Annotated in this window: 24 protein-coding genes; 12 read left to right on the top strand and 12 right to left on the bottom strand. The window is 46.9% G+C overall.

Annotated elements, in window-relative coordinates:
- Nucleotides 1-34: 34 nt before the first annotated feature.
- Nucleotides 35-1,384, bottom strand: a complete 1,350-nt coding sequence (locus tag NOM72_RS05625) for a phenylacetate--CoA ligase family protein (RefSeq protein ID WP_255998085.1) — start codon at nucleotides 1,382-1,384, stop codon at nucleotides 35-37.
- 245 nt (nucleotides 1,385-1,629) lie between these two features.
- Nucleotides 1,630-2,019: a hypothetical protein gene (locus tag NOM72_RS05620; RefSeq protein WP_035397030.1), complete on the bottom strand. Its 390-nt coding sequence runs from the start codon at nucleotides 2,017-2,019 to the stop codon at nucleotides 1,630-1,632.
- A gap of 159 nt (nucleotides 2,020-2,178) precedes the next feature.
- Between NOM72_RS05620 and NOM72_RS05615 the strand changes: the two genes are divergently transcribed.
- Entirely contained in the window at nucleotides 2,179-3,603 is a 1,425-nt protein-coding gene (locus NOM72_RS05615) for an NAD(P)H-binding protein (protein WP_058264874.1), read from the top strand.
- A gap of 121 nt (nucleotides 3,604-3,724) precedes the next feature.
- Nucleotides 3,725-7,312 carry a dynamin family protein gene (locus tag NOM72_RS05610; RefSeq protein WP_255998083.1) on the top strand — a complete coding sequence of 1,196 codons (3,588 nt, stop codon included), beginning with the start codon at nucleotides 3,725-3,727 and terminating at the stop codon, nucleotides 7,310-7,312.
- Nucleotides 7,313-7,367: 55 nt separating this feature from the next.
- On the opposite strand, the gene NOM72_RS05605 is transcribed toward NOM72_RS05610, so the two are convergent.
- From NOM72_RS05605 to NOM72_RS05595, 3 genes are all read right to left on the bottom strand, one after another.
- Nucleotides 7,368-8,276, bottom strand: a complete 909-nt coding sequence (locus tag NOM72_RS05605; protein WP_023468518.1) for a LysR family transcriptional regulator — start codon at nucleotides 8,274-8,276, stop codon at nucleotides 7,368-7,370.
- A 12-nt stretch (nucleotides 8,277-8,288) separates the two neighbouring features.
- On the bottom strand, nucleotides 8,289-9,239 hold the full coding sequence (gene corA, locus NOM72_RS05600; protein ID WP_255998081.1) for a magnesium/cobalt transporter CorA: 951 nt from the start codon (nucleotides 9,237-9,239) through the stop codon (nucleotides 8,289-8,291).
- Between the two features lie 305 nt (nucleotides 9,240-9,544).
- Nucleotides 9,545-10,093, bottom strand: a complete 549-nt coding sequence (locus NOM72_RS05595) for a hypothetical protein (protein ID WP_255998079.1) — start codon at nucleotides 10,091-10,093, stop codon at nucleotides 9,545-9,547.
- Nucleotides 10,094-10,377: 284 nt separating this feature from the next.
- Here NOM72_RS05595 and NOM72_RS05590 point away from each other — a divergent pair, with 284 nt between their 5' ends.
- Together NOM72_RS05590 and NOM72_RS05585 are read left to right on the top strand one after the other, a co-directional pair.
- On the top strand, nucleotides 10,378-11,496 hold the full coding sequence (locus NOM72_RS05590; RefSeq protein WP_255998077.1) for an NAD(P)/FAD-dependent oxidoreductase: 1,119 nt from the start codon (nucleotides 10,378-10,380) through the stop codon (nucleotides 11,494-11,496).
- Between the two features lie 42 nt (nucleotides 11,497-11,538).
- On the top strand, nucleotides 11,539-11,862 hold the full coding sequence (locus NOM72_RS05585; RefSeq protein ID WP_255998075.1) for a hypothetical protein: 324 nt from the start codon (nucleotides 11,539-11,541) through the stop codon (nucleotides 11,860-11,862).
- A 78-nt stretch (nucleotides 11,863-11,940) separates the two neighbouring features.
- On the opposite strand, the gene egtD is transcribed toward NOM72_RS05585, so the two are convergent.
- The 5 genes from egtD to NOM72_RS05560 form a co-directional block, all read right to left on the bottom strand.
- On the bottom strand, nucleotides 11,941-12,897 hold the full coding sequence (gene egtD, locus NOM72_RS05580; RefSeq protein ID WP_050679085.1) for an L-histidine N(alpha)-methyltransferase: 957 nt from the start codon (nucleotides 12,895-12,897) through the stop codon (nucleotides 11,941-11,943).
- Nucleotides 12,897-14,177 carry an ergothioneine biosynthesis protein EgtB gene (gene egtB / locus NOM72_RS05575; protein ID WP_255998072.1) on the bottom strand — a complete coding sequence of 427 codons (1,281 nt, stop codon included), beginning with the start codon at nucleotides 14,175-14,177 and terminating at the stop codon, nucleotides 12,897-12,899. Before egtB ends, egtD begins: the two co-directional genes overlap by 1 nt.
- A gap of 123 nt (nucleotides 14,178-14,300) precedes the next feature.
- Nucleotides 14,301-15,284 (bottom strand): GMP reductase, encoded by a 984-nt coding sequence (gene guaC / locus NOM72_RS05570; RefSeq protein WP_023468525.1) that lies wholly within the window; start codon nucleotides 15,282-15,284, stop codon nucleotides 14,301-14,303.
- 160 nt (nucleotides 15,285-15,444) lie between these two features.
- The gene (locus NOM72_RS05565) at nucleotides 15,445-15,951 is read right to left on the bottom strand and encodes an NUDIX domain-containing protein (RefSeq protein WP_255998069.1); all 507 of its coding nucleotides are present in this window, start codon (nucleotides 15,949-15,951) and stop codon (nucleotides 15,445-15,447) included.
- Entirely contained in the window at nucleotides 15,938-16,495 is a 558-nt protein-coding gene (locus tag NOM72_RS05560; protein ID WP_255998067.1) for a GNAT family N-acetyltransferase, read from the bottom strand. Before NOM72_RS05560 ends, NOM72_RS05565 begins: the two co-directional genes overlap by 14 nt.
- 144 nt (nucleotides 16,496-16,639) lie before the next feature.
- Here NOM72_RS05560 and NOM72_RS05555 point away from each other — a divergent pair, with 144 nt between their 5' ends.
- The 6 genes from NOM72_RS05555 (at nucleotide 16,640) to NOM72_RS05530 (ending at nucleotide 21,355) form a co-directional block, all read left to right on the top strand.
- Entirely contained in the window at nucleotides 16,640-16,900 is a 261-nt protein-coding gene (locus tag NOM72_RS05555) for an RNA polymerase sigma factor (protein WP_035397016.1), read from the top strand.
- A 243-nt stretch (nucleotides 16,901-17,143) separates the two neighbouring features.
- Entirely contained in the window at nucleotides 17,144-17,344 is a 201-nt protein-coding gene (locus tag NOM72_RS05550) for a cold-shock protein (protein ID WP_023468529.1), read from the top strand.
- A gap of 82 nt (nucleotides 17,345-17,426) precedes the next feature.
- Nucleotides 17,427-17,792: a nuclear transport factor 2 family protein gene (locus tag NOM72_RS05545; protein ID WP_023468530.1), complete on the top strand. Its 366-nt coding sequence runs from the start codon at nucleotides 17,427-17,429 to the stop codon at nucleotides 17,790-17,792.
- Between the two features lie 124 nt (nucleotides 17,793-17,916).
- On the top strand, nucleotides 17,917-18,981 hold the full coding sequence (serC, locus tag NOM72_RS05540) for a 3-phosphoserine/phosphohydroxythreonine transaminase (protein WP_255998065.1): 1,065 nt from the start codon (nucleotides 17,917-17,919) through the stop codon (nucleotides 18,979-18,981).
- On the top strand, nucleotides 18,982-20,139 hold the full coding sequence (locus NOM72_RS05535) for a phosphoglycerate dehydrogenase (protein WP_058264867.1): 1,158 nt from the start codon (nucleotides 18,982-18,984) through the stop codon (nucleotides 20,137-20,139).
- 13 nt (nucleotides 20,140-20,152) lie between these two features.
- Nucleotides 20,153-21,355, top strand: coding sequence for a DUF1015 domain-containing protein (locus tag NOM72_RS05530; RefSeq protein WP_255998062.1), 1,203 nt, complete (start codon nucleotides 20,153-20,155; stop codon nucleotides 21,353-21,355).
- 55 nt (nucleotides 21,356-21,410) lie between these two features.
- On the opposite strand, the gene NOM72_RS05525 is transcribed toward NOM72_RS05530, so the two are convergent.
- The gene (locus NOM72_RS05525) at nucleotides 21,411-23,183 is read right to left on the bottom strand and encodes a glycoside hydrolase family 13 protein (protein ID WP_023468534.1); all 1,773 of its coding nucleotides are present in this window, start codon (nucleotides 23,181-23,183) and stop codon (nucleotides 21,411-21,413) included.
- 194 nt (nucleotides 23,184-23,377) lie between these two features.
- On the opposite strand from NOM72_RS05525, the gene NOM72_RS05520 reads away from it, so the two are divergent.
- Together NOM72_RS05520 and NOM72_RS05515 are read left to right on the top strand one after the other, a co-directional pair.
- On the top strand, nucleotides 23,378-24,091 hold the full coding sequence (locus tag NOM72_RS05520) for a YebC/PmpR family DNA-binding transcriptional regulator (protein WP_023468535.1): 714 nt from the start codon (nucleotides 23,378-23,380) through the stop codon (nucleotides 24,089-24,091).
- 244 nt (nucleotides 24,092-24,335) lie between these two features.
- Nucleotides 24,336-24,629, top strand: a complete 294-nt coding sequence (locus NOM72_RS05515; protein WP_023468536.1) for a hypothetical protein — start codon at nucleotides 24,336-24,338, stop codon at nucleotides 24,627-24,629.
- Nucleotides 24,630-24,669: 40 nt separating this feature from the next.
- Here NOM72_RS05515 and NOM72_RS05510 read toward each other — a convergent pair whose 3' ends face one another.
- Complete coding sequence (locus tag NOM72_RS05510) at nucleotides 24,670-24,921, bottom strand: hypothetical protein (protein ID WP_023468537.1); 252 nt, start codon at nucleotides 24,919-24,921, stop codon at nucleotides 24,670-24,672.
- Nucleotides 24,922-25,245 lie beyond the last annotated feature (324 nt).

Below are 25,245 nucleotides of genomic sequence, written 5' to 3'. Positions count from 1 at the left end.
AGCGAGATCATCGGTGACCTCGCCTTTTCATGTGTCATGCATACTGTTGTTTAATCAGTAACGTTTTTCCACTGATTTCTTTCGGAATTTCGGGTACCGCGCGCATGACGACATTCAATTGTCCGTCAAACAGTCGGTCAAGAACGAAAAAGAGTTTCTTCTCATGTTCTTTCTCGAAGCATCGTTCATCCGGAACATATAATAAAACAATCTCATCCCGCGTCTCTTGAATGTATTGCACGCGTTCGATACAGTTCGGGAACGCTCGAACGATTCCCGCAAGTTCGCCTTCAAAGACACGGTGCCCGTTTCTGAGTTGAATGAAGCTTCTCCCCCGTCCGTCGATCGAAGCGATGATCGGACCTTGATGACCACAGGGACACGTTTCCTGACTAAGCGTCATCCGATCGCCAACGCGGTAACGGACAAGTGGTGTACCATGCGTATCGAAGCTCGTCACAAGGATTTCACCGTCCTCATCACGTTCAATGATTCCCATCTCATAATGTAAATGTTTTTTCCCATACGGACATTCGGCGACGATCGGCGCCCCTTCTGACGACGCATACTGATCATAGATTGGCGCATGGAAGACTTCTTCGACGAGCGTTCGTTCTTCTGCCGTCATCATCTCAGCCGTCGGGAAGATTGCTTTGGGACGAAACGTACAGGTCATCCCATATTTTTTAGCATATCGTGCGACTTCGATCATTCCTGAAGGCAAACCATCAATCGATTCCGGCTGAAACCGATTCAGTTGTTCGATGTATGAAGCGGCGGTTTTCGGATTGATGTTTTTGATCGAGAACAACATCTGATTGATGACTTTATTCGTCCGCCAATAAACCGGTGCCTTTTGTTGCGGGGAAGCAAGCGTTTGACCGGTAAAACTTGCACGGCGCATCCCTTTATCGACTCCATGGGTCCACTTGAAGAAGTCAAGATGTGCCATCCGGATTTGCATGTCTTCCTTTGTATAATGCACTTGAATCGATTTACCGGTCGTACCGCCCGTTTTTCCGAGAATCGGGGCATGGACGTGCGCATGGACGTCCTCATTTTGTTGGCGTAAGATTTCTTTCGTCAAAGGGGGAATCTGTTTTAGTTCGTCAATCGATTTTAGCGGGAGCTCTAGTGCAATGGTAGAAAACAATTCCTGATAGTATGGACTATGTGTTTGGCAAAAAGAAAGGAAGTCGTTTAATCGATGCAATTGTTCTGCTCGAACGTCATGCGGTCGTCCTAACTTCTGTTTCAGTTCTTGTAAACGTTGCTGATAGGCGGGACCGTATCGTTCATGGAACAGGCGACGTCCTTGTAAAGTCGTCAACAAGTTTTGGATGAAAATCGGTGAGTGAAAGTAGATCGATTCTTTGAGCTGCATGATGTCACTCCTTCCATAGTTAGACCACCTTTTACTGATACTTTCATCTTATTTCCAGTCGCCGCCCATCTCAATTAGTTCTTCGTGAATAAACTTAGCTTTTATTTTCATGGCGATTTATTTTAATGAACTCTGATTCACGAACATCTTCTTACCGATTCTTGAACTTACAACTTTTCTTCCCTTACAAAAAATCCGATTGATGAAGAGGAGTTTCTTCATCAATCGGATTCATACGAGTGGCATTACGATTTCGCACCTTTTTGTAGCATCTGACATCCGTATGCCCGCAATTTAATCGCTTCGAGTACGAGCGACATCTGTTGCTCATCCAATCGTTCAATCAGCTCGATGATCGTGATCGTCGTTCGTCCATTATACAATTGGACGATCAAGTGGATGATTGCTTCTAACGCTGGACTCGGATAGGGTTCAGCCAGAAATTCACGATCAAAAAACTCACCACTATCCGGAAAGAAGTAATCCGAGAACCGTTCGAGCACTTCTGGCTGTCCTGTCGCAAGGTACAGCATCGAGACCATCGCTGCATCTTCTCGTTGTTTCGGCTTTAATCGTCTCCACAACAGATCGAATCGTCGTTCATGTCCCTCTTGCATGAATTGTATCGTCTGCATGGTTGAAGCCCCCTTTGTTTTCATACTTCCTGTTGGTTCTTTTCCATATGTTACTATTCCCTATTCCATTCAACTGAATCGTCTCAGCATATCCTCTTGCGATTGAACCGACTCGATTGGGGGTACATTACAACAGATATAAGAGAGGAGTTTACATCCATGCCAACGCGCCTAGCTTTAGCCGGAGCCACCGGATACATTGGTCACAATTTACTGAACGAACTAAAGAAAAAATATGACGTCATCGCCCTTTCACGAAATGGTGACGACAAGGACAATGAGGAACGCGTCGAATGGCGATCGTGCGATCTCTTTTCTCTAGACGATACGATCGCTGGTATGAAAGGAGCGGACATCGCTGTCTACCTCGTCCATTCGATGATGCCATCTGCTAAATTGACACAAGGATCGTTTGAGAATATGGACTTATTGTTAGCCGATAACTTCGCCCGTGCCGCAAAAGAAAACGGCATCCGGCAAATCATCTACTTAAGTGGTATCATCCCCGAGGAAACAGAAAATCTATCGCGTCACTTAAAGAGTCGACTTGAAGTCGAACGCGTTCTCGGTGCGTACGGAACACCGGTGACGACGATCCGTGCTGCGTTAATCGTTGGTCCTAAAGGTTCATCGTTCCCAATATTATCGAAACTCGTCAAACGCTTACCCGTCATGGCACTCCCACGATGGACACGTAACAAGACACATCCTGTCGCCTTACCCGACGTCATTCATGCTCTTGGTGAAAGTGTCGATCGCGATGATGTCAAAGACCGGGCCATCGATATCGGTGGTCCGGAAGCGATGACCTACAAAGAGATGATCCTTCAAACAGCCGACATCATGGGTAAACGACAACCGACGATCGATATTCCTTTATTGACCGTTAAATTATCCCGCCTTTGGGTGACACTCGTGTCCGGAGAACCAAAAGAAACCGTCTATCCACTCGTTGAAAGCATGGTCCATGAGATGGTTGCGGATCCAGAAAAAATGGTTCCCGGCATCAGTGACGGCAAAATCACATTCGAACAATCAGTCCGAGATGCGTTAAAAGAGGAGGAGGAACAAAAAGGATCTTCTTCCTCGTCGTCTTCGACACCAGACGTCCTTGACGTCCGATCGGTACAACGTGTTCTTTTGCCAAAGGATCGCGATGCCGACTGGGCAGCTGAAGATTATATGAACTGGTTGTCATCATTTGCTCGCCCTTTCCTATCTTCAACCGTGCAAGATCAAGTCGTTCGGATCCACATTCCGTTTTACGAACAACCGCTGCTGGAATTGACGAAGGAACCGGTTCACGATCGACACATGGCGACGTACCGGATTACCGGCGGATTGTTCGCAAAAGTCGAGCAAGACAGCCGTGGTCGGATTGAATTCCGGCAAATTCCCGGTACGCAGGAATGTATCATCGCCATCCATGAATTCGTCCCTGCGCTACCGTGGATACTCTACAAGGCAACACAGGCGAACGTTCACCTGCTCGTGATGTATCTCTTCAAATTACACTTGTTGCGCCGGATTCATTCGACGGAACAAGAATCGACACGTGCGGACGAAATCGTTCCGTCCTCTTAACGCCAATCAAAACGATTCGCCTCTTCCTTGGCGAATCGTTTTTTGACGTTTACAGAAGGATGACGAAATGGAAAAAATCGTGATACACTGGACGATGACTGAAAGAAAGGGGTTTCATCGCATGCGCTCATTTGAGGAACGATTATCGAACCAACTCGAGGCGACGGCTTCACTCGCCACATTGATTCAACCTTCAACGGATCAACTCCGTTTAGATAAACTAGATAAATTCGCTAGCAAACTATTAAAACGAGAGTTCACGATTGCGTTTGCCGGTCACTTTTCAGCTGGAAAATCGAGCATGATCAACGCCTTGACGGGTGAATCGGTCTTACCGACGAGTCCGATTCCGACGAGTGCGAACATCGTGACACTTCAGCAAGGTGAGACGGATTCAGCAATCGTTCACTTTCATGAACAGCCCTCTGTTCGTCTGACAGCAACAGAGCAAGAGGAGCATCTTCAATCGCTTGGGAAAAGTGGTGATGTCCGACAAATCGATTTGACGCATGCCGCGTCCGCGCTGCCTCCTGGTCTCGTCTTGATGGATACGCCAGGCGTCGACTCGGTCGATGATGCCCACCGGGTCTCAACGGAGTCTGCCCTTCACTTGGCTGACATCTTGTTTTACGTCATGGACTACAATCATGTTCAATCCGAATTGAACTTCATGGTGACGGATGAATTACAAGCTGCCGTACCGGAATTGTATTTAATCGTCAATCAAATCGATAAACATCGTAACGATGAACTATCATTCGACGCCTTCCGCCGCTCGGTTCATGCGTCCTTCGCTGAACACGGTGTCGTGCCGAAAGGAATCTTCTTTACGAGCCTACGGGACCCAGCCCATCCGCATAACGATTTCACGGAAGTCGAACAGCTCGTCAAACAAAGCATTCGGGACGCTCAACCGAAGTTGTTGACTTCTGCCGCTTTGACACTCGAAAGTCTTCACCAGGAGCATACACGTTATCTCACACGTCTCGTCTCAGAAACACAAGAGACGATGGCTGAGCAATTGAATGACGCTGAACGACGGGATCCGGCGAAAATCGAAACCGAATTAACGCGTGTCTCGCAACAATTAGAAGCACGTCAACCGGACCGCTGGGTACAGACGTTTTCGCTTCATCGGGATCAACTCTTGAAAAATGCGACATTGATGCCATTTGAGTTACGCGAGAAGATGCGCCGTTTCCTCGAGTCACGTCAGCATGATTTCAAGGTTGGATTATTCCGTAGCGCGAAAAAAACGGAAGCGGCTCAAGCGGAGATCGCACAAGACGTGCTCCGTGCCTATCAGACAGTGACCGCTTCCGAAATTTCGCTTCATTTACGTAACTTGATGAAACAATCGTTACGTGACCTTGGTCTCCTGCAGGATACGCATATCGTCGCAATCGATCAGCTCTCACTCGACCCACCGCTTTCCGTACTCGAAAGTGCCTTGCCAACCGGTATTACGATCACAGGTGAATCAGTGCTCCAGTTCACGAATCGTGTCGCCGAACAGACACAAGCGTGGTTCGTCAAGGAAACGAACGCGTGGCGTGAGCTTGTTCGTCAAGAGTTGACGGCAACTTTCCCGAAAGAACAAGCTGAACTATTGCAACAACAGACGTCACTACAGCATAAATGGAATAGCGTTCAAGCATGGCAACAGGCTACCGTAGCACTCGAGCGATATGAGCATGGCGTTGCGAGTCCATCCGATCAACAACTCAAACAGGCTCGGACGCAAGTCTCAGTTTGGGAGGAGCAATTGATTCAGCAAGAAGCGGCGATCGTTTCCTTTACCGGATATGAATCGGTGACAGAAATTACTTCGTTTGAAGTTGCGACGACGATCAGTGAGCAACAAGCCGTCCGTTATGCACCGGAAGACGTCGCTCAAATCCGTCAGCATCTAAATGGTCTTCAAGGTTTTGAAGATGCCGTCGCTTATTTGAATGACAAATTGGACCGACTGACACATCAATCGTTCACGATTGCCTTATTCGGTGCCTTCAGTGCTGGGAAATCGTCGTTTTGCAATGCCTTACTCGGAGACAAGGTCCTCCCGGTCTCTCCGAATCCGACGACCGCATCGATCAACCGGATTCACCCTGTTGACGCTGCACACCCGCACGGCGTGGCAGAAGTCACGTTCAAGTCGGAAGCATCGATGCTGGAAGACTTAAATGAAGCGATGGTCGGAACGATGACATTCGAGTCAACGAAACAGGCATACGATACGCTCTTACCACGTACCGCGTCACTGACGGACCCGTTCTTGCGTGCTTTCTTGAAAGGATTCCCTGCCGTTCAATCCTTCATCGGTACCGCTCAGACGGTCGATCAAGACGCATTTAAACAGTATGTCGCGCAGGAAGAACGAAGCTGTTTCGTAGATGTCATCGATTTCTATTACGATAGTCCGTTAACACGTCTCGGCGTGACGCTCGTTGATACGCCAGGAGCAGATTCAATCAATGCCCGTCATACTGATGTCGCTTTTGATTACATCAAGAACGCGGATGCGATCTTGTTCGTCACGTACTTCAATCATGCCTTCGCCCGCGCTGACCGTGAATTCTTGATTCAACTCGGTCGTGTCAAAGACGCATTCGAACTCGACAAGATGTTCTTCCTCGTCAATGCGATTGATCTCGCTGCTTCAGATAGCGAACGTCAAGATGTCTTGAACTATGTCGCGACGGAATTGCAACGCTTCGGGATTCGGTCGCCCCGACTCTATGGAGTCTCGAGCTTACAAGGACTCACCGAAAAGCAACAAGAGCGATCGGATTCAACTTCCGGTCTACCCGAATTCGAGGAGGCATTCCATCACTTCCTTGCAGAGGACTTGACCGGTCTTGCCAAAGTCTCGTTGTCTGAGCAGACGGAAAAGACCGTCCAGCGACTCGAACGATTTATCGCTGCGACTGAAGCGAATCTGTTGCGAAAAGAAGAACGATTGGCTGAGCTGTCTACTCTAGAACAGCAGGTCACGGATCGTTTCGAAGACAATCGCGCCGCTGTGATCGAACCTGCACTCAAAGCAGAGATCCATGAGCTGTTGCACCATGTTGTACAACGCATTTACTACCGTTTCCCTGACTTTTTCAAGGAAGCCTATAACCCTGTTCGTTTTGCTCAAACTGGCAAAGGAGCAGCATTACAAGATGCGTTAACGGAACTGTTGACGTTCCTTCGGTTCGATTTCGAACAAGAGCTCCGTGTCACGCATTTCCGTGTCGATAAATGGCTCGAAGCGGCCTTGATCCGGCGTCAACAAGAGGAGCAACAGTTGCTAGAGCAATGGAACGAATCCTTCCAACTCGCACCTGTCACGGTCTCTCGATTAAATGACATGACATTTGACGGACCCTTCGAAGATGCAACGCCTTATGTCGGCGTCAAACGCCACTTCCGGAATGCGAAAGCCTTCTTTGAAAAAAATGAGAAGGAGCAGTTGAAGGAGGAACTTGCGACATTAACTAAACAAGAAGCACTCGCGTATACTGCTACTCAAGAAGAACGCTTGCTGGCAGTCGCTGCGGCACATCTGGACGTTTCTTTGACAGCCGTTTCAGAGCACCTGTTACGCCAAACACTCGAGCAACTTGAGAGTGAACGCGCGACGTTACAGGCACAAGAGACGCTGACCCCTTATAAACAAGCAGCGAAGCAGATTCGCAGTCTGACGCAACACGTCACTTCATAAAATGCAATCGTTCAACACAAAAGACCGGAGCGCGATGCGTTCCGGTCTTTTTTCTTCATCGCGCAGGTGTCGGCCAGTACGACTGAAAATAGTGGACGATGTATTGATGAACGTGCCGGACGACAGGACGTAATTCCGTCCCGACGAGTCGGTTCAACGAGACATCCCATAACATCGGTGGGTCGAACGGAATGATTTTAATGTCATCCGCATGATGAAACCGTAGTATCGGCTCCGGTAGGATTGAGATGACGTCAAGTTCTTGGACCATCCCGATCAACAAGTCCCATGCCCCTGACATGAAGAAGATATTCGGCTCTTGCTGCACTTTACGAAACTCCGATAGTATTTGATGATGTAACATGAATCGATCGTTCAAGATGACAAGTGGTTCATTTCCGATATCACGATACGACAACGCTTCTTTGGCTTGAAACGGGTGATTCGGACGCACGGCGACGACGACCTCATCTTCGATCAATCGAAAACGTTCGATACCATAGGATTCGCCCGGTTCAATCAAAATGGCCAAGTCGAGTTCTTCAAGTAACAGTCGACGCTTGAGTTCAAACGCCCCCTCTTCGATGATTTCGAGTTCGATACCAGGGTGTTCCGCCATGAACTTCGGAATCAACTGCGAAAATAAGACAGGGAGGATGACGGGGGGAATTCCGAGACGGACTTTCCCTCGGACGACATTCGAGCGTTCACGCAGATGTCCCATCAATGCTTGATGACGTGTCAGGACGATCTTCGCATCCTCATACAATTGACGTCCCGTTTCCGATAATCCTGTCAATCGTCCGTGCTTTCGAATGAACAGTTCTACTTGCTCCAGCTGTTCGAAATCGCGGATCATCTGACTAAGCGCCGGTTGTGAGATCGACAAGTGCTTCGAAGCACGCGTTAAATTATAGCCTTGCTCGACGATCGTCGTAAAAAAGAGCAATTGTCGAATATCCACTTACATCCCCCCTTATTCATCAAACCAGCGATTTTTTTTGAAGAACAGAATCATCCCTAAAGCGAGGAGTCCCATTGCCCCTAATGTCACGAAATAACCATACCGGGTCGTCAGTTCTGGCATATGTTCAAAGTTCATGCCGTATATTCCGGCGATGAACGTCAACGGCATGAAAATCGTCGTGAAGATCGTCAATGTCTTCATGATGCTATTCATCCGGTACGAGTTGAGGGAGATGAAGTTATCCCGAAACTCAGAGGTCATCAATCGGTTGTATTCGATCATTTCCGATAACTTCAGTAAGTGATCGTACAAATCGCGAAAGAATGCTTGTTTCTTTGGATGAATCGATAACCGCTTTGATTCGACGACACGATACAATAAGTCCCGCATCGGCATGACCGTCCGCGAGATTCGAAGTAACCGCGCGCGTAGTTCGAAAATCTCCTCCATCAACCGACGATCATTGCCACGCGTCCGGTAGCGTTCCTCAAGCGCAAACAATTCATCTTCCGTCGCATGAACGATCGGAAAATACCCGTCGACGATCTTGTCCATGATTTTATGTACGAGGTCGACCGTTTCTTGTTTGTCGAGGCGTTGGCTACACTGTTCAAACACGATATCAATTTCTGGTGAAGATTGCTCATGGTAGCTAACGAGATGCCGATCACTTGCGAACAAATTGATTTCACGACTCGTCAACGTTCCTTCATCGAGCGCATGAAGGACAAAAAAGCTATGTTCTGTATAATATTCAAGCTTTGGGCGTTGCAAGTAATGAAAACAATCTTCAATCGCCAGTGGATGAAAATCAAAAACCTCAATCAATTTTTGCTTCTCTGCGTCGTTCGGTTGATTGAAATCAACGAAATAACGTTTGATGCCCGACTCCTGTATCCGACTTACATCATCGGTCAAAATAATTGTGTCATTCGCATCGATCAGTATACAACGAATCAACTTTTTCTCCCCCTTTTCTATGTAAGCGTACTATATTTTTTCGTATGCAACAAAAAAAGGATTTCCTCGAAGAGAAATCCTTTCAGATTGTAGAAAAATGAACTGACTCAAAAAATGACACACCTTTTCACGCCCTTTCCTCAGGCGAGACACAAGCCAGAGCAACCCTGCAGCGAAGCGAAGCTTGTCCCAGGAAAACGATGCGAGTCGAACAAAAAAAGCGCAATCCTTCTCGTTAGAGAACAATTGCACTTGTCTTCAGTCTCAAAAGATTTCCCCAAAGAGAAATCCGTTTCAAATAGCAATCAACTATGTTCAATATAAAATCCGCTCCAATAAACCTGACGATACGTAAACTCTTTTCCACTCTTCGTCGTCACAAGCATTTCATCTTCTGCCATGACGGCAATTTTAATGGGTACTTCACCGTGATCCGTCAAATAATTGAGGATCTCAAGATGCCGATTCAACCAAAGACGACGGCGGAACCAACGAAAACGACTGAATGCCGCACTGAAGTGGAGTAAAGCGAGCGCAAGGATAATTAAAGCAAACGGAAGTGGAATGTCGAACAACGCAATCAAATATACATCTGCAATCAGCAAGGATAACGAAAGACCCATTTCCGTCATCTCCATGAAAGATGCTTTATAGGTCGCGAAGTAGGTCATCACACGAAATAGGAAGATGACCGTGAGGTACGGTACGAAGTACATTTGAAACACATGGTCCGTGCCGCTGTTGACGAACATGAGCAGTGGCAGGAAGAATAGCAATTTCCAGATTAGGATGGCGGAATAAAATAAAGTATGATCCGTGTAGCGTCTGCGTACGATGGCTTGACTCATATTCATTGCCTTCCCCTCCTTCATGATGGACCGTTTCAAAGTCGATGATGACAGGACATGATGCCTATAAGGGTATGTTTCCGAATTCAGCTGTTTCTAATCGTCTAATTCACAGTTTTTAGAAACTGTATATTTAGTATACGTCATGACGCGCCAAATGGTTCACTTTCCCCATCATTTCCCATCATTCGATGTGCTACAGATTGGAAACCCGCTCTTGCTAGTCGTCCGGATCTTCTACTGCTACAATATAAGATATTCCAATTGAACAGAATCGAGTTGAATCTTTCATGTACACCCATATCATCATTGGCGCCGGAATTCTCGGTGCCTCGACTGCCTATCATTTATCGAAGGCTGGTGAACGCGTCTTACTCGTCGATCGGAAGGAACCTGGTCGAGCCTCTCATGCGGCAGCCGGCATCATCTGTCCATGGATGACACAGCGGCGAAATAAGGCATGGTACAAATTAGCGAATAACGGGGCTCATTTTTATAAGACATTGATTCCTGAACTCGAAGCACTCGGTGAGACGAGTACGGGTTATCAGCAAGTTGGCACGATCGCCTTACACGAAACATCAAAAATCGAAAAGATGGAGACGATTGCGCAAAACCGTTTTCCGGAAGCACCTGCCATCGAACGTATCGAACGACTGGACCAAGATCGTGTCAAAACGCTCTTTCCACTCGTCGAACAGATCGAGGATGCCTTATACGTTTCCGGTGGTGCCCGCGTTGACGGACGTGCCTTGTGTGCTGCACTGATTCGTGGCGCTGTCGAACATGGAGCGACCGTCCTAGAAGGAGATGCTTCTCTTGTCGTAGACAAGGGAGTCGTCACTGGTATAACCATGGAAAATGAACAGTACTCGGCAGAACAGTTCATTTTAACGGCGGGTGTCTGGTTAAATGACTTACTCCGCCCACTTGAGCTTAAAATCGATTTGCATCCGGAGAAGGGACAGATTCTGCAACTCGATTTGACGGACTCTACATCAACGACATGGCCCGTCGTCATGGGACAACGCGGATTATATCTCGTCTCTATCCACGAAGGGAAACTGATCGTCGGTTCAACACACGAAAAACAGACCGATTATGATTTGAAACCGACCGTCAAAGGGATGCATGCCTTATTGAATCGCGCTTTACCTGTCTTACCGCGTCTCGAAGAAACGACGATTGATGAACTGCGTATCGGCTTACGCCCGTATACGAAAAACTCCCTGCCGGTGATCGGACCGCTTCAAAATCATCCGAACGTGTTCCTAGCGAACGGACTCGGTGCATCCGGTTTGACGATCGGACCGTATCTCGGTAGCCAATTAGCGAAGCTTGCACGTCATCAAACTCCTGATATCGAATGGACGACTTATGAGCCGACCTACGTCTCTCTCGACTCCTGACCCACTCTATGCTTCACTTTGAAAGGAAGTACACCATTGTCCATGAAACCAATCGTTCCTCTTGAATTATTCGATGCTTTAGATATACGTGTTGGTACAATCCAGTCGCTTTCGGATCTTACCGATGGCTCAATTCAGCTTGAACTACAATTCGACGGCTTTACGCGTTCTTTTTCACTCGCTTGGGAATCGCTTCGCCCGGATGTCCATGAGTTGCTTGGAAAACAAGCGATTGCCGTACTCAATATACCTGGTCGTACGCCTGAAGAGTCGGGGCGGTTGCTTGAGATCGGACGTTCGGAACAATGGATGCCAATCCTCGTCGTACCGGAACATCCGATTCCAGAAGGCGCACGCGTCGAATAAGGTAGATTATTTAGAAAAACACTCCCTGTGTCGCTTCGTAATGGAAGCTTTCAAGTGGGAGTGTTTTTTGATGTACCGTTACATTTTTTCTAAATAATGCACGCTGAATCGTTCATCGTCATCGATCCAGCAATTGACTGGATGAAAACCACTTTTAAGGGCAAGTGTCTCAAACTCTTCTTTACTATACTTATAGGAGTTTTCCGTATGAATCGTTTCCCCTTGTTTGAATGGAACCGTCACATCTCCAACTTGCACGAGTTGATCGAGTTGACTCCGAAGATGCATTTCGATTCGTCCTTTTTCTTCATTATAAAAAGCATGATGTTCGAATCGTGTCACATCAAACGTTCCCTCGAGCATCTGATTCAAATGCGTCAACATGTTCAAATTGAATGCTGCTGTGACACCGGCTACATCGTTATAAGCCCGTTCAAGCACATCAACAGACTTTTTCAGATCGACGCCGATCAAGAATCCATCGCCCGTTTCAAGAATTCGTGAGGAATGACGTAAGAAGCGCATCGCTTCCTCCGGTTCAAAGTTTCCGATCGTCGATCCCGGGAAAAAGATGACTCGTTTTTGAGCCTCCTCGACCGGTAAGGAAATCGATTGTGAGTAATCCCCACAGACCGCTTTAATATGCAGCGCAGGATACCGTTCCGACAATTGGCGTGCAGATTCCATTAGGAAATCTTTTGAGATATCAATGGGCATGTACGTGTCGAGATGTGTAAATGTCTCCAGTAACATCTGGATTTTACGACTGCTTCCACTTCCATATTCAATCAGTGTATGCACATCCCCGATACTTCGTGCGATCTCCGCTCGATGCTGCTCCAAGATGGCGAGCTCCGTCCGTGTCGGATAATATTCCGGTTGTTGCGTAATCTGTTCGAACAACTGGGATCCGATATGATCATAAAAATATTTTGCCGGTAAGACCTTTTGCTCTCGCATCAGACCTTCGATGACTTCTAAACGCATGTTTTGTTGCGGAGTATATAAATCGTAGCCAATGACCGTTTCCCGCATCACATGTCACCCGCCAATCGGAAGCCGCCAAATAACCAGCGTTTATCAGGCGGGAAGAAGTTGCGGTACGTCTCGCGAATATGATCGTCAGGCGTCACGCACGCTCCTCCACGCAGTACCATTTGATTACACATGAACTTCGCATTGTATTCCCCGAGCGCTCCTTCGAGCGGTTTACTGCCTGGATATGAACTATAAGCGCTCGACGTCCACTCCCAGACGTTTCCGAACATGCTCGCAAGCGTCGTCTCTGACTCTTCGACGGCTACCGGATGGAAGGTCCCGCTTCCCATCATATTACGCTTCGTGACAGAATCGACTTGGCGCGAAGCCCATTCCCATTCCGCTTCTGTCGGCAACCGTTTCCCTATATAGCGACTATAAGCGTCCGCCTCATAAAAACTGACATGACAGACCGGTTCATCGAGACGAAGTGGTTCGACACCGTTCATCGTAAAGATCGTCCACTCTCCCGCGTCATCCTTCATCCAATATAACGGGGCTTTCCAGTCTTCTTTTTGCACCGTCGCAAAGCCGTCAGATAGCCAATACTCTGATTTTTCATAGCCCCCTGCTTGAATGAACGCCAAATACTCACCGTTCGTGACAGGACGCGTCGCGAGTTCAAATGGATGCAGCCACGTTTTATGACGTGGACTTTCGTTGTCGAACGCAAATCCGTCTCCTGTATGACCAATCTCGACGAGTCCTTCCTCGAATTGGATAAACGATATTTCCTTGACTGCATTTTCAGGCACATCTGATGCCAACGACTTTGATTGATAAGCAGGTAACAGTGGATTCGTGAAAAAGTTATACTTCACGTCCATCAAGATCAATTCCTGGTGTTGTTGTTCGTGTTGTAATCCCATCTCGACTAACGCTTCGATTTTCCGTTGGTCTTCTGGAGTCCGTTCTTCCTTCAAGAACTCGACCATTTGTCCATCGACATATGCCCGGTAAGCAATGATGTCCTCGACGGTCGGACGTGACAACATCCCTCGTTGTTGACGAGGCTGGTAAGCACCAATCGAGTTGTAGTACGAATTGAACAGATAATTGTACTTCGGATGGAAGACGCGATAGCCTTCACTATATTCTTGTAGTATCATTCGTTCAAAAAACCAAGTCGTATGGGCGATATGCCATTTCGGCGGACTCACGTCCGAACTCGCTTGAATGATGAAGTCTTCTGCTTCGAGCGGTTCAATCAAGGCAATTGTTTGGTTACGAACAGTGGCAAATTTTTCGATTAAGTACGATGTCGTTTCAAATAGCATGTCAATCACTCCCTATCCAAAATATTCCGAATCTTTTGGTCCATTTGATGTATACCCCTCCTATGGAAGAGTTATGCTAAAGAAACAAAAAAAGTCCGCTCCGTTAAGAGCGAACTGATCACTTTAATATACTTTATCGCCGTTGAAGATCGAGTTCTTGACGACGACGTAGTCGACCGTCCGAATCGCTTGCAATTTGTTCCCGCCAGCGTACGAAATTGCCGATTGCAAATCTTGCTCCATCTCGATCAACGTATCCGCTAGACTTCCTTTATGCTCGACGAACATCTTCTTTCCTTCGACGTTCTTGCGTTCCCCTTTTTGGAACTCAGAAGCAGAACCGAAGTATTCCTTGACGAGCACCCCATCTACTTCATGCGTCTCACCAGGCGATTCCTCGTGCCCTGCGAAGAGTGAACCGATCATGACCATCGAAGCACCGAACCGAACCGACTTCGCGATATCGCCATGCGTCCGAATCCCGCCATCCGCGATGATCGGTTTACTTGCTGCTTTTGCACACCAACGAAGTGCCGCGAGTTGCCAACCACCTGTACCGAATCCTGTCTTAATCTTCGTAATACACACTTTACCTGGTCCGATCCCGACTTTTGTTGCGTCGGCTCCCGCATTCTCAAGTTCGCGCACCGCTTCTGGCGTACCAACGTTACCCGCGATGACGAAACTTGCTGGTAGAAGCGACTTGATGTGACGAATCATCTGAATGACGGCTTCCGAATGACCGTGTGCGATATCAATCGTGATGTATTCAGGAGTTAGGCCCTCTGCCGCAAGCTGTTCGATCAGCTGATATTCTTCTTCCTTGACACCGACGCTGATTGAAGCGAACAGTTGACGTTCTTGCATCATACGTACGAATGCCAAACGACGAGCCGGTTCGAATCGATGCATGATATAAAAATAATCGCCTTCCGCTAAGAACAAAGCAATCGATTCATCAATGATCGTTTGCATGTTTGCCGGTACGACCGGAAGCTTGAAACGTCTACCACCGAACTCGACTGACGTATCACATTCCGAACGACTACCAACGATTGATTTTGCTGGAATTAATTGAATATCTTCATAATCGAATACTACATCCATGAATAACACCTCTAATTACGAATATTTTTTAATATATTGGCGATAATCATTCGCCCCTTGACTACTATAACGAACTGTCATCATAGTGTCAAAGAAATTTTCGCATTTTTAAGGTTTTTCAAGAACTTTATTCCGTTATCAGCAATTTAATGTTCGGTTTTTACCGATTTTGTTGTTGTAAATCTGTCAACCAGTGCTCTTCCCAGTCAAAATAGCTCGTTGCTTCGGATGCTTCAAACACGTGATCAGGATAAGGCAGTGCTAAAGGAGGACGATCCTGTTTCGGAAAATACGCCAGTTGCTTTGATTCGCCATCGATGGCTTCGAGCGTTCCGCCGACTACCTTACACTCGAATACCGTCGCTACATATTCAACTTCGTTTCCATCTGGGTACGTCAAACGGAACGACTCTCCACCGAAGGTCGCAATCAGACGGACCGGTCGGACGAATAGACCCGTCTCTTCATAGACTTCGCGAATGACTGCCTGTGCCGGTGATTCCCCCAGTTCGATTGCTTCAGCAGGCAAACTCCAAAACGGACCTCCTGGATCCTGAAAGAGGATGTGACCTGCTTCGTTTCGAATGATCGCTGCGACGCATGGTGTAAAAAGACGCTGCGTTCCGACAAGTTGGCGCAGATTGGCATAATAATTAGAGATTGGCATGACGTGACTCCTTTCGGTCTTCTTTTAATAGGGCAAACAAAACAAAGTCTTCCCAGGCATCGTTGATGAAGAGATTTTGTTTCGCGATTCCTTCTTTACGAAATCCGACTTTTTCAAGGACACGGATCGAGCCGATATTCTCTGGCATGACTTCAGCTCGGATCCGGTGAAACTGGTGGATATCAAATAAATGATCGACGAACAATCCGACCGCTTGTGCCATATATCCTCGTCCTGAAAAGGCGGCATCCAACTGGTAGCCAATCATGCACGTCTCCGCTGGTCCACGTTGAACGAACATCGCCGAAACATCCCCAATCAACTGGTCCGTCTCGGATAAAAAAACACCATACGCATAATAAGCATCTTGACGCATCAACTCTAGATGACGATGAATCCGTTCTCGTTGCCCTTCTATCGTGTATTGTTCAGGTGACGGCTTGATAGGCATCCAGTATTCAAAGTGATCACGGTTTCGCAAATTCAACTCAAGGATCTCCGCTGCATCCTCCAAGATGTACGGGCGAATGTATATAGGAAGCATATAACGTTCCTCCATTTCCATTATTATCTTTAGTTCAAGAAGTTTTGGTGTTTCATAATTCATATAGCGGGAATCTACATAATAGTTTCATTACATTACAGTGACAGCATACTATAGAGAAAACTGTCGAAGAAGGAGTGACCTATGTATTCAGACATTGATTTGCTCAATCAAATCAAACAACGCGATTCCGTCGCGTTAGAACGATTATACGATCGTTACGAAAAAACACTCTTTCTTCTATTCCGTCGCACACAAGTCGAGGATGCACTCATTCATGCCGCGATGACGCAATTGTTTCGTACCGTTTGGGAACAACCGACACGTTATCCGAATTTCCAAGGATTCATTTTGCATACATTACGACAACTCAGTAGTAAAAGAGAACATATTCCGACTCGTTGAAAGAATCAGTTATACTCTTTCGACACAAGTAGAATGAACCCTTTAATTGCATGCTTTATTCAGAGAAGAACAGCTTCGTTTGTTCTTTTTTTGTTTTGTCCTTTCTTTTTCGATTCAGGCATGCTATATTATTAAGTAATTATTGTTGTTCGGTGGAGATACGAAGTGTTTCACTTTATATTCGATGAAATTGATCACGGTAGTAATAATCAGTGTGCCAGTCACACGCAGGAGGCAATACACATGGAACAAGGTAAAGTAAAATGGTTTAACGCAGAAAAAGGATTCGGCTTCATCGAGCGCGAAAGCGGAGACGACGTATTCGTACACTTCTCAGCAATCCAATCTGAAGGTTTCAAATCACTTGACGAAGGTCAAGAGGTTTCTTTCGAAGTTGAAGAAGGTCAACGTGGACCACAAGCAACTAACGTTGTAAAACTTTAATTTCTTTTAGACCCTGCTCACGCAGGGTCTTTTTTTGTTTATATATGCTACACTAGCGATTCAGGAAGAAAGGAGATGTAACATGACACTCGAACAAACGATGCAACACCTTCAAGACGCTATGCTAAAAGGAGATTTATCACAAGTCTCGCATCTATTATCTCCCGAATTCACGTTCATCGATGCATTAGGGCGGTCATTCGATGCCGAGACCTACCTCGATCATTACGTGGATCCTGCAAACATCCGCTGGCTATCCCGGACCGATGATTTTTCATACATTGATCATTTCGAAGATACGGCAATCCAGTATAGTTTGACAGAAGACCGATTTGAATACGGGACAACTCAATACGTTGGTCGTTTCCGGATCGTATCCATCTATCGTGCTACGTCAGATGGTTGGAAATGGCACTTTGGTCAATTGACATCTCTTGATCCGTCGTAACGGATTCAAGGGATGTTTTTGTTTTCATTTTCCATTCATCGTCAGTTGGAATTGCTTCTCATTTTTCATTCCGTTACACTTGAGTGGTACATATTTTCTGAAAATTCAAGAAGGAGTGTTCCTCATGACGGTTTATAACTTCTCTGCCGGTCCAGCAGTCCTTCCTGCCCCGGTCCTATTGAAGGCTCAATCCGAGCTACTCGATTATGAAAATTCAGGACAATCCGTTCTTGAAATGAGTCATCGTTCGTCAATCTTCGAATCGATTCGGGAGGCAGCTGAACAATCCTTACGGAGACTGATGTCGATTCCCGATTCGTACTCCGTATTGTTTCTTCAAGGAGGAGCTACACTTCAGTTCGCGATGTTACCGCAAAATCTGGCGACGAAGACCGGACGGATTGATTTCATCGATACCGGCGGCTGGTCGACGAAGGCGATTGCAGATGCCAAACTGTACGCCACGGTTAACGTGCTCGCCTCTTCCGCTGATCACGGGTATCGCTTCATTCCAGAAGGTCCGTTCACGTCAACAGCCGACTATTTGCACATCACTTGGAACAATACCCTCGAAGGGACGACTTATCAGACACCGCCTCATGTCGAAGTGCCACTCGTCGCTGATGTCTCGTCATCGATTTTGTCTGAACCATTGCCAATCGAGTCATTCGATGTGTTGTATGCTGGTGCTCAAAAAAACCTTGGTGTCGCTGGTTTAACGGTCGTCATCGTGAAGAACGAGTTGCTTGATCGTGTTCCTGACACGATTGGTGCCTACTTACGGTATGACATCCATGCAAAACAGCGGTCTCTTTATAACACGCCACCGACGTTTAGTCTTTATATGACGAAATTAGTGCTCGATTGGATTGAAGAGACGGGACTCGAGACGATCGCGGCACGAAACGTCTCACAAGCGCGCATGTTATATGAAGCAATTGATCAATCCGATCTATTTCATAACCATGTAGCCGTCAAGGATCGAAGCCGGATGAACATTCCATTCTCGACCGGAAGCGAATCGAAAGACGCTGCTTTCTTGAACTTTGCTGCGCGTCACGATTTAATCAACCTTGCCGGTCACCGCTCGATTGGTGGAATGCGCGCGAGTCTTTACAATGCGATGCCGACCGAAGGAGTTACGGCACTGATTCACATCATGCACCGTTTTGAACAGGGGGAACGTTAAATGTATCAAATTCAACTATGGAATGATCTATCAGACAAAGGATTAAAACGATTTACAGACGACTATCACGTCCAGCGGGAAACGGAGCAACCAGACGCCTTTCTCGTCCGCAGCAAGGATTTACATGACATGCGCTTTCCAGATAGTCTCAAAGCCGTCGCCCGAGCTGGCGTCGGTGTCAATACGATTCCACTCGATCAACTCGCGAACCGCGGGATTCCCGTCTTTTCGACACCAGGTGCCAATGCGAATGCCGTCAAGGAACTTGTCATCGGTAGTTTGTTCCTGACGGCGCGAAAACTCGTCCCGAGTCTGCTTTGGACGAACAACTTGCGCGGACCGGATATTCCGGAGCGGATCGAAGCGAACAAAAAACAATTCGTCGGAACGGAGTTACTCGGGAAACGAATCGGGATCGTTGGACTTGGGGCGATCGGGGCAAACTTAGCCAACACCCTTCACGAGCTCGGCATGACCGTCACAGGCTATGATCCACATATGTCCGTTGAGTCCGCTTGGCGCGTCTCGAATCAGATTCAGCGGGCAACACAGCTCGAGGATCTCCTCGCGACAAGCGACTACATCACGTTGCATCTCCCGCTCGTTGATGCAACGACGGGTTTACTCGATGCGTCACTCTTTTCAAAAATGAAACACGGCGCGACCCTACTCAACTTCTCGCGTGGTGAACTCGTCGATGAACAAGCGCTAGCCGAAGTGCTCAGGTCCGGTCGCCTGGCGAATTATGTGACGGATTTCCCGAACGCCTTCATCTTGTCCCTCCCCCGGGTCATTGCCTTACCACATATCGGGGCATCAACAAGTGAAGCGGAGGAAAACTGTGCCATTATGGCGGTCGATCAACTGCGTCTGTTCCTTGAGACAGGAAACATCCGCAATGCGGTCAATTTCCCAGCCGTCGAGTTACCGTTCACTGGAAAACGACGAATTACGATTGCTCACCACAACATTCCGAACATGGTCGGTCAAATCGCCTCCGTGTTAGCGCAAGAGTCGATCAATATCGCGAATATGATCAATGGTAGTAAAGATGCGATTGCCTATACGATCATCGATATCGATAACCATGCGGACGAGATGATTTCGCTCGACCGACTGAATCAGATTCCTGGCGTCTTGAAAACACGCCTACTCTAAAGGAGTGAACCCCATGCCAACTTTCGAACCTTTTGCGGCGTTACGACCGGACTCAAAATATGCGGCAGAATTTGCTGCCTTACCGTATGATGTTTATTCGCGCGAAGAAGCACGTTCTGAGATTCGACGTCATCCGCTGTCTTTTTTGCGGATCGATAAAGCAGAAGCCACCCTTCCGTCATTGATCGCTGAAGATGACCCACGCGTTTATCAGCAAGCAGCGCTTGCCTTCGAAGAGAGTCAAACAAACGGCATCTTACAGCTCGATGCAGACGAGACGTATTACATTTATCAATTGTCAGATGGAACACATACGCAATCCGGTTTCGTCGGATGTGTTGCCGTCAGTGATTATGAGACGAATCAAATTCGTAAACATGAGTTCACACGTCCTGATAAAGAGCGCGACCGTGTCCGACACGTCGAACAGTTACAAGCACATACGGGTCCGATTTTACTTGCGCATCAAACCGATGCACAACTCGAAGCAATCGTCACGACGATTACTGCTGGCGATCCCCTATATGATTTCACCGTCGATGGAGTGACGCATCGAATTTATAAAATCACCGATCGCAATCATCTATTGACGATCGGGAGCCAGTTCGCCCGTCACGATGCTCTCTATATCGCTGATGGTCACCACCGCGCTGCAGCAGCAGCCATCGCTGCCAGTCGGACGGACCAGGAGGAAGCACAACGTTTTCTTGGCGTCTCCTTCCCGCAGGATCAATTACGAATCCTTGGCTACCATCGTGTCGTTGAAGATTTGTACGGGCAATCCGTCGTTGATTTCCTCGAGCGATTAGCCCATCGCTTTACGATCACAAAAGGACGTGCCGAACAAACGAAGCCTCACCAAATCGAGATGTATCTCAACCGGCAATGGTATATCCTTTCGTACGATTCTGAACGAACAGGGACGAAAGCGAATCTCGACGTCTCGATTTTACAAGAAGAGTTGTTGACACCGTTACTCGGTATCGAAGATCCACGGACGGACGCACGGATCCAGTTCGTCGGTGGTCATAAGGGGTATGCCGGTCTTGAGCAGATCGTGGACTCTGGACATGCCGCTGTCGCCTTCCACTTGCATCCGACTTCGATCGAAGATTTAATGGCTGTGGCTGATGCGGGAGAAGTGATGCCGCCGAAGTCGACTTGGTTCGAACCGAAGCTTCGGAGCGGTTTACTGATCCATCCGTTTGATTCATAATGCACACGCACTAAAAAAGCAAGTCGCGGATTCGATATCCACGACTTGCTTTTTCTTATACGTGTCGCAAAAGAAGAGCCGACACAGCTTCTACTTGAATAGTTCCCGACAACGTCGTTGCATTTAACAGACTTTCATACGTTCCCTCAAGCGAAAGAGATTGTGCCTCTTCACTTACGTTGACCACGAGCAAGTAAATCTGTTCACCCTGACGTCGCTCGACGACAAATGTCTGTTTTGTATCATCGATCCTTTGGAAATGATACGTTCCGGCATTTGCTAAAACCGGATGCTGTTTTCGAAGAGCGATCAACTGTGCAACGTGATCGAACAACTCACGGTTCTGCTTCGTCTCATCCCATTCCATACACGCACGGTTTGCCGGGTCTTGCCCCCCAGTCATTCCAATCTCATCGCCATAGTAGATGACGGGTGAACCCGGAAACGTCAACAGTGTAGTGAAGAGTAACTTCATTCGATCGATATTCCCTTTCGCACGCGTTAGAGCACGCGGCGTATCATGCGAGTCAATCAAATTGAACATGACCTCGTTGACATTTTGAGAATGCCAGTTTAAATTCCGGCTGACTGCATGTGAGAAATCACGAACGCTCGTCTCGCCCGTCGCAAAACAAGTCAAAAAGCTCTCTGTCAAACCGTAATTCATGACGGCATCAAATTGATCGCCGAGGAGCCATGGTTGCGAATCCGTCCAGCATTCGCCGACGATATAACATGTTCCGTTCGCAGCCCGGACTTCCTTTCGAAACTCACGCCAAAACGCATGATCGACTTCACTCGCGACATCCAGACGCCAGCCGTCAATTCCGAATTCCTCGACCCAGTAACGTCCGACGTGAAGCAAATAGTCTTTGACGTCCGGATGGGCAGTATTCAACTTCGGCATGTTTCGTTCAAATGCAAACACTTCATAGTTTGGAATCGATGGATCGACCGGGAAGGAATCAATCGTAAACCAGTTGGCGTATTTTGAGTCTTGTCCCTTTTCTAAGACATCTTGAAATGCTGGGTGCTCTTCACTAATATGATTAAAGACGGCATCGAGTAATACGCGGATACCGTTCTCATGTAGCACATCGATCATCTTGCGGAACGTTTTCTCGTCACCGAACGCAGGATCAAGCTTCAAGTAATCAAGCGTATCGTATTTATGATTGGATGGTGCTTCAAAGACTGGGCAGAAGTAGACACCCGTGACGCCGAGACGTTGTAAATGATCGACGTGATCAATGACCCCTTGAAAATCTCCACCGAAGAAATTCTGAAAAGCCGGTGCTTCACTTCCCCACTCCTTCGTTCCCGCTGGATCATTCGTCGTGTCGCCATTCGCAAATCGTTCCGGGAAAATTTGATACCAGACCGTATCCTTCACCCAATCCGGTGTATCAAAGACATCCGTCGCATGAACATATGGCACAGAAAAATAATAGCCTGGATGATCGAGTGGTGCTTCGTCATACCAGCCGCGCTCGGTTAAAACGGCTATCTTATCGCCATGAACCTCAAACCCATACCGTACCCGCTTCCGTTCTGGACGGATTGCAATGAACCAATAGTCATACGTCGCATCACTTCCATTGTGTTGCATCGGCGTCCGTTTCACTTTCCATGATTTTTCTTTCTCCGGATCAAAATTCCAATCTCGGTCTTCTTCTTTTTCCGCTTCCCATTCATACGGATCACCATATATCAATTCAACTTTTTCAATATCTCCTTTAGCCGTCATAAGTCGGACATGGACGGTTTCTTGATCATAGGCATAAACGAACGGTGATAATGCGCGATGAACTACTCCAGCCTGATTCAAATTCTGCCACTCTCCCTTAAATTGATATTTCTCTATCGGTAAAGTTCCTTTCTTCCGCATCGCTTAAACGTATTTAGTAGAAATTCAACTGTTCCACCGACATTTTAGTTCAGTCTGTCAGGTAGTTTAAGGTATACTGATAACGCATAGGAAATCACGGATTTCTGACATTACGGAAAGAGAGTGGATACGAAATGGGTCGTAAATGGAATAACATCAAGGAAAAAAAAGCATCAAAAGACAAAAATACGAGTCGGATTTACGCAAAGTTCGGTCGTGAGATTTATGTAGCGGCTAAACAAGGTGAACCCGATCCAGAATCAAACCAAGCATTAAAGGTCGTTCTCGAACGAGCGAAGACATACAACGTGCCACGTGCCATCGTCGATCGGGCGATTGAAAAAGCAAAAGGTGGAGCGGAAGAAAACTACGATGTCTTGCGTTATGAAGGGTTCGGTCCAAGCGGTTCAATGGTCATCGTCGAAACGTTGACGAACAACGTTAACCGGACGGCTTCTGACGTTCGTGCTGCGTTCGGAAAAAATGGCGGAAACATGGGCGTGAGCGGATCCGTCGCTTATATGTTCGATGCGACGGCAATCTTTGCCTTTGAAGGTAAAACTGCAGATGACGTTCTCGAATTGATGATGGAAGCGGATATTGATGTGCGCGATATCCTCGAAGAAGACGAATCTGTCATCATCTACGCTGAGCCGGAACAATTCCATGCTGTACAAGAAGCGTTGAAAGCTGCAGGCATTACTGAGTTCTCACTTGCCGAACTCGTCATGCTCGCCCAAAACGAAGTCGCGTTGTCTGAAGACGACGTCGCCCAATTCGAAAAAATGATCGATGCACTGGAAGATCTTGAGGATGTGCAACAGGTCTACCACAACGTAGAACTATAATCAAAAAGACAAGGGGATGGTCACGACCATCCCCTTGTCTTTTTGATTATAGTTTCTGTATCGGTTAACGCCCAGAATCGGTCACGCACCGTCTGTATTCATCATAAAGTATGAAACGCGTTTCATAACAAGAACTAAAAAAGATTCATTTATGATGTTTATTTCTTGAATTTAATGGGAATAGTAATATTCGGAGTCGATTATAACTTATTTTGCTTTGAAGAAATAAAAGGAGGAACGAACGATGACATATTCTTTAATTGAAACATTCAAACACATCGTAAGCGAGGCAACTAGCTTTAAGCGCGTTGATTTCGGAGGATACGATATTTATATGCAGACAACAGATGGACGAACGATTACGGCACACATCCGCTATGATGGTGGTGGAACAGACTTCAATGAAGCTTATTTAATGCTAGAATCGAGTACCGGTCAACGTCGCACAGCGACCTTAACGCTTTATCAATTCGAACATCTTTCTTCTTATACTGCACACAGTGAACGGACACGTGCCCTAGTCACAACAAGTGCTTAATGACTATAAAACACGCCTCTCATTCGAGAGACGTGTTTTTTTAATTTTCTTCTCGCTCGAGGCGTTCGAGTTCTGCGTGCGTTTGTGGGAATCCATTCGCTTGCCAATCTGCCCGATGAATGGAATCAAGTTGTGTCAGTCCGACTTCAGCCGGATCGCGTTTCGCGTCGACACTTGGACGATGGTCAATATCGTCTGAAGTCGTTTTTCGTTGTTGGTATTGTTGATAGGCGATTGTCGCAATCGCCGCTAAACCACCTAAAATGACACCTGTCTTGAATGTTGCTCGCATGAAAGTTCCCCCTCTAAGGTCATTAGTTGTGCTCTAGGTAGATGTACCCGAGTTACTTGAATTTGAATCATTCTTCTCATGGATCAACGTGTTATTTGAAAAAAATCAAAAAAAATTTCAGCCTATTTCTGCCGTGTTCCTACATATTTAATAATCAAGAGAGAAAATGGCTCTATCCCTTATGCTTCAACGCTTCACGTCATGCAAGAAGGAAAAAAGTACGCTATACTTGATTCAGAAACATCTTCGACGAACAAAATGAATCGTGTCTTCTACTGGACAGTTCCGAGCTTCAACAGCTTGCGTTCGCGTCCCTTTTTCATT

It is taken from the genome of Exiguobacterium sp. LL15 (assembly GCF_024436095.1).
GTDB classification, from domain to species: Bacteria; Bacillota; Bacilli; order Exiguobacteriales; family Exiguobacteriaceae; genus Exiguobacterium_A; species Exiguobacterium_A indicum.
The sequence above is the reverse complement of the archived record's forward strand: the minus strand, read 5'-3'. Positions and strand labels throughout refer to the sequence as shown.

What these genes read in the sequence shown, in the direction of transcription:
- NOM72_RS05545 (WP_023468530.1), top strand. Translation starts at nt 17,427, where the DNA reads ATGACACTCGAACAAACGATGCAACACCTTCAAGACGCTATGCTAAAA.
- NOM72_RS05555 (WP_035397016.1), top strand. Translation starts at nt 16,640, where the DNA reads ATGTATTCAGACATTGATTTGCTCAATCAAATCAAACAACGCGATTCC.
- NOM72_RS05535 (WP_058264867.1), top strand. Translation starts at nt 18,982, where the DNA reads ATGTATCAAATTCAACTATGGAATGATCTATCAGACAAAGGATTAAAA.
- NOM72_RS05610 (WP_255998083.1), top strand. Translation starts at nt 3,725, where the DNA reads ATGCGCTCATTTGAGGAACGATTATCGAACCAACTCGAGGCGACGGCT.
- NOM72_RS05615 (WP_058264874.1), top strand. Translation starts at nt 2,179, where the DNA reads ATGCCAACGCGCCTAGCTTTAGCCGGAGCCACCGGATACATTGGTCAC.
- egtB (WP_255998072.1), bottom strand. Translation starts at nt 14,177, where the DNA reads ATGCTATTTGAAACGACATCGTACTTAATCGAAAAATTTGCCACTGTT.
- NOM72_RS05625 (WP_255998085.1), bottom strand. Translation starts at nt 1,384, where the DNA reads ATGCAGCTCAAAGAATCGATCTACTTTCACTCACCGATTTTCATCCAA.
- NOM72_RS05510 (WP_023468537.1), bottom strand. Translation starts at nt 24,921, where the DNA reads ATGCGAGCAACATTCAAGACAGGTGTCATTTTAGGTGGTTTAGCGGCG.
- NOM72_RS05520 (WP_023468535.1), top strand. Translation starts at nt 23,378, where the DNA reads ATGGGTCGTAAATGGAATAACATCAAGGAAAAAAAAGCATCAAAAGAC.
- NOM72_RS05585 (WP_255998075.1), top strand. Translation starts at nt 11,539, where the DNA reads ATGAAACCAATCGTTCCTCTTGAATTATTCGATGCTTTAGATATACGT.
- NOM72_RS05530 (WP_255998062.1), top strand. Translation starts at nt 20,153, where the DNA reads ATGCCAACTTTCGAACCTTTTGCGGCGTTACGACCGGACTCAAAATAT.
- NOM72_RS05515 (WP_023468536.1), top strand. Translation starts at nt 24,336, where the DNA reads ATGACATATTCTTTAATTGAAACATTCAAACACATCGTAAGCGAGGCA.
- NOM72_RS05590 (WP_255998077.1), top strand. Translation starts at nt 10,378, where the DNA reads ATGTACACCCATATCATCATTGGCGCCGGAATTCTCGGTGCCTCGACT.
- NOM72_RS05620 (WP_035397030.1), bottom strand. Translation starts at nt 2,019, where the DNA reads ATGCAGACGATACAATTCATGCAAGAGGGACATGAACGACGATTCGAT.
- guaC (WP_023468525.1), bottom strand. Translation starts at nt 15,284, where the DNA reads ATGGATGTAGTATTCGATTATGAAGATATTCAATTAATTCCAGCAAAA.
- NOM72_RS05565 (WP_255998069.1), bottom strand. Translation starts at nt 15,951, where the DNA reads ATGCCAATCTCTAATTATTATGCCAATCTGCGCCAACTTGTCGGAACG.
- NOM72_RS05550 (WP_023468529.1), top strand. Translation starts at nt 17,144, where the DNA reads ATGGAACAAGGTAAAGTAAAATGGTTTAACGCAGAAAAAGGATTCGGC.
- NOM72_RS05560 (WP_255998067.1), bottom strand. Translation starts at nt 16,495, where the DNA reads ATGCTTCCTATATACATTCGCCCGTACATCTTGGAGGATGCAGCGGAG.
- NOM72_RS05595 (WP_255998079.1), bottom strand. Translation starts at nt 10,093, where the DNA reads ATGAATATGAGTCAAGCCATCGTACGCAGACGCTACACGGATCATACT.
- egtD (WP_050679085.1), bottom strand. Translation starts at nt 12,897, where the DNA reads ATGCGGGAAACGGTCATTGGCTACGATTTATATACTCCGCAACAAAAC.
- serC (WP_255998065.1), top strand. Translation starts at nt 17,917, where the DNA reads ATGACGGTTTATAACTTCTCTGCCGGTCCAGCAGTCCTTCCTGCCCCG.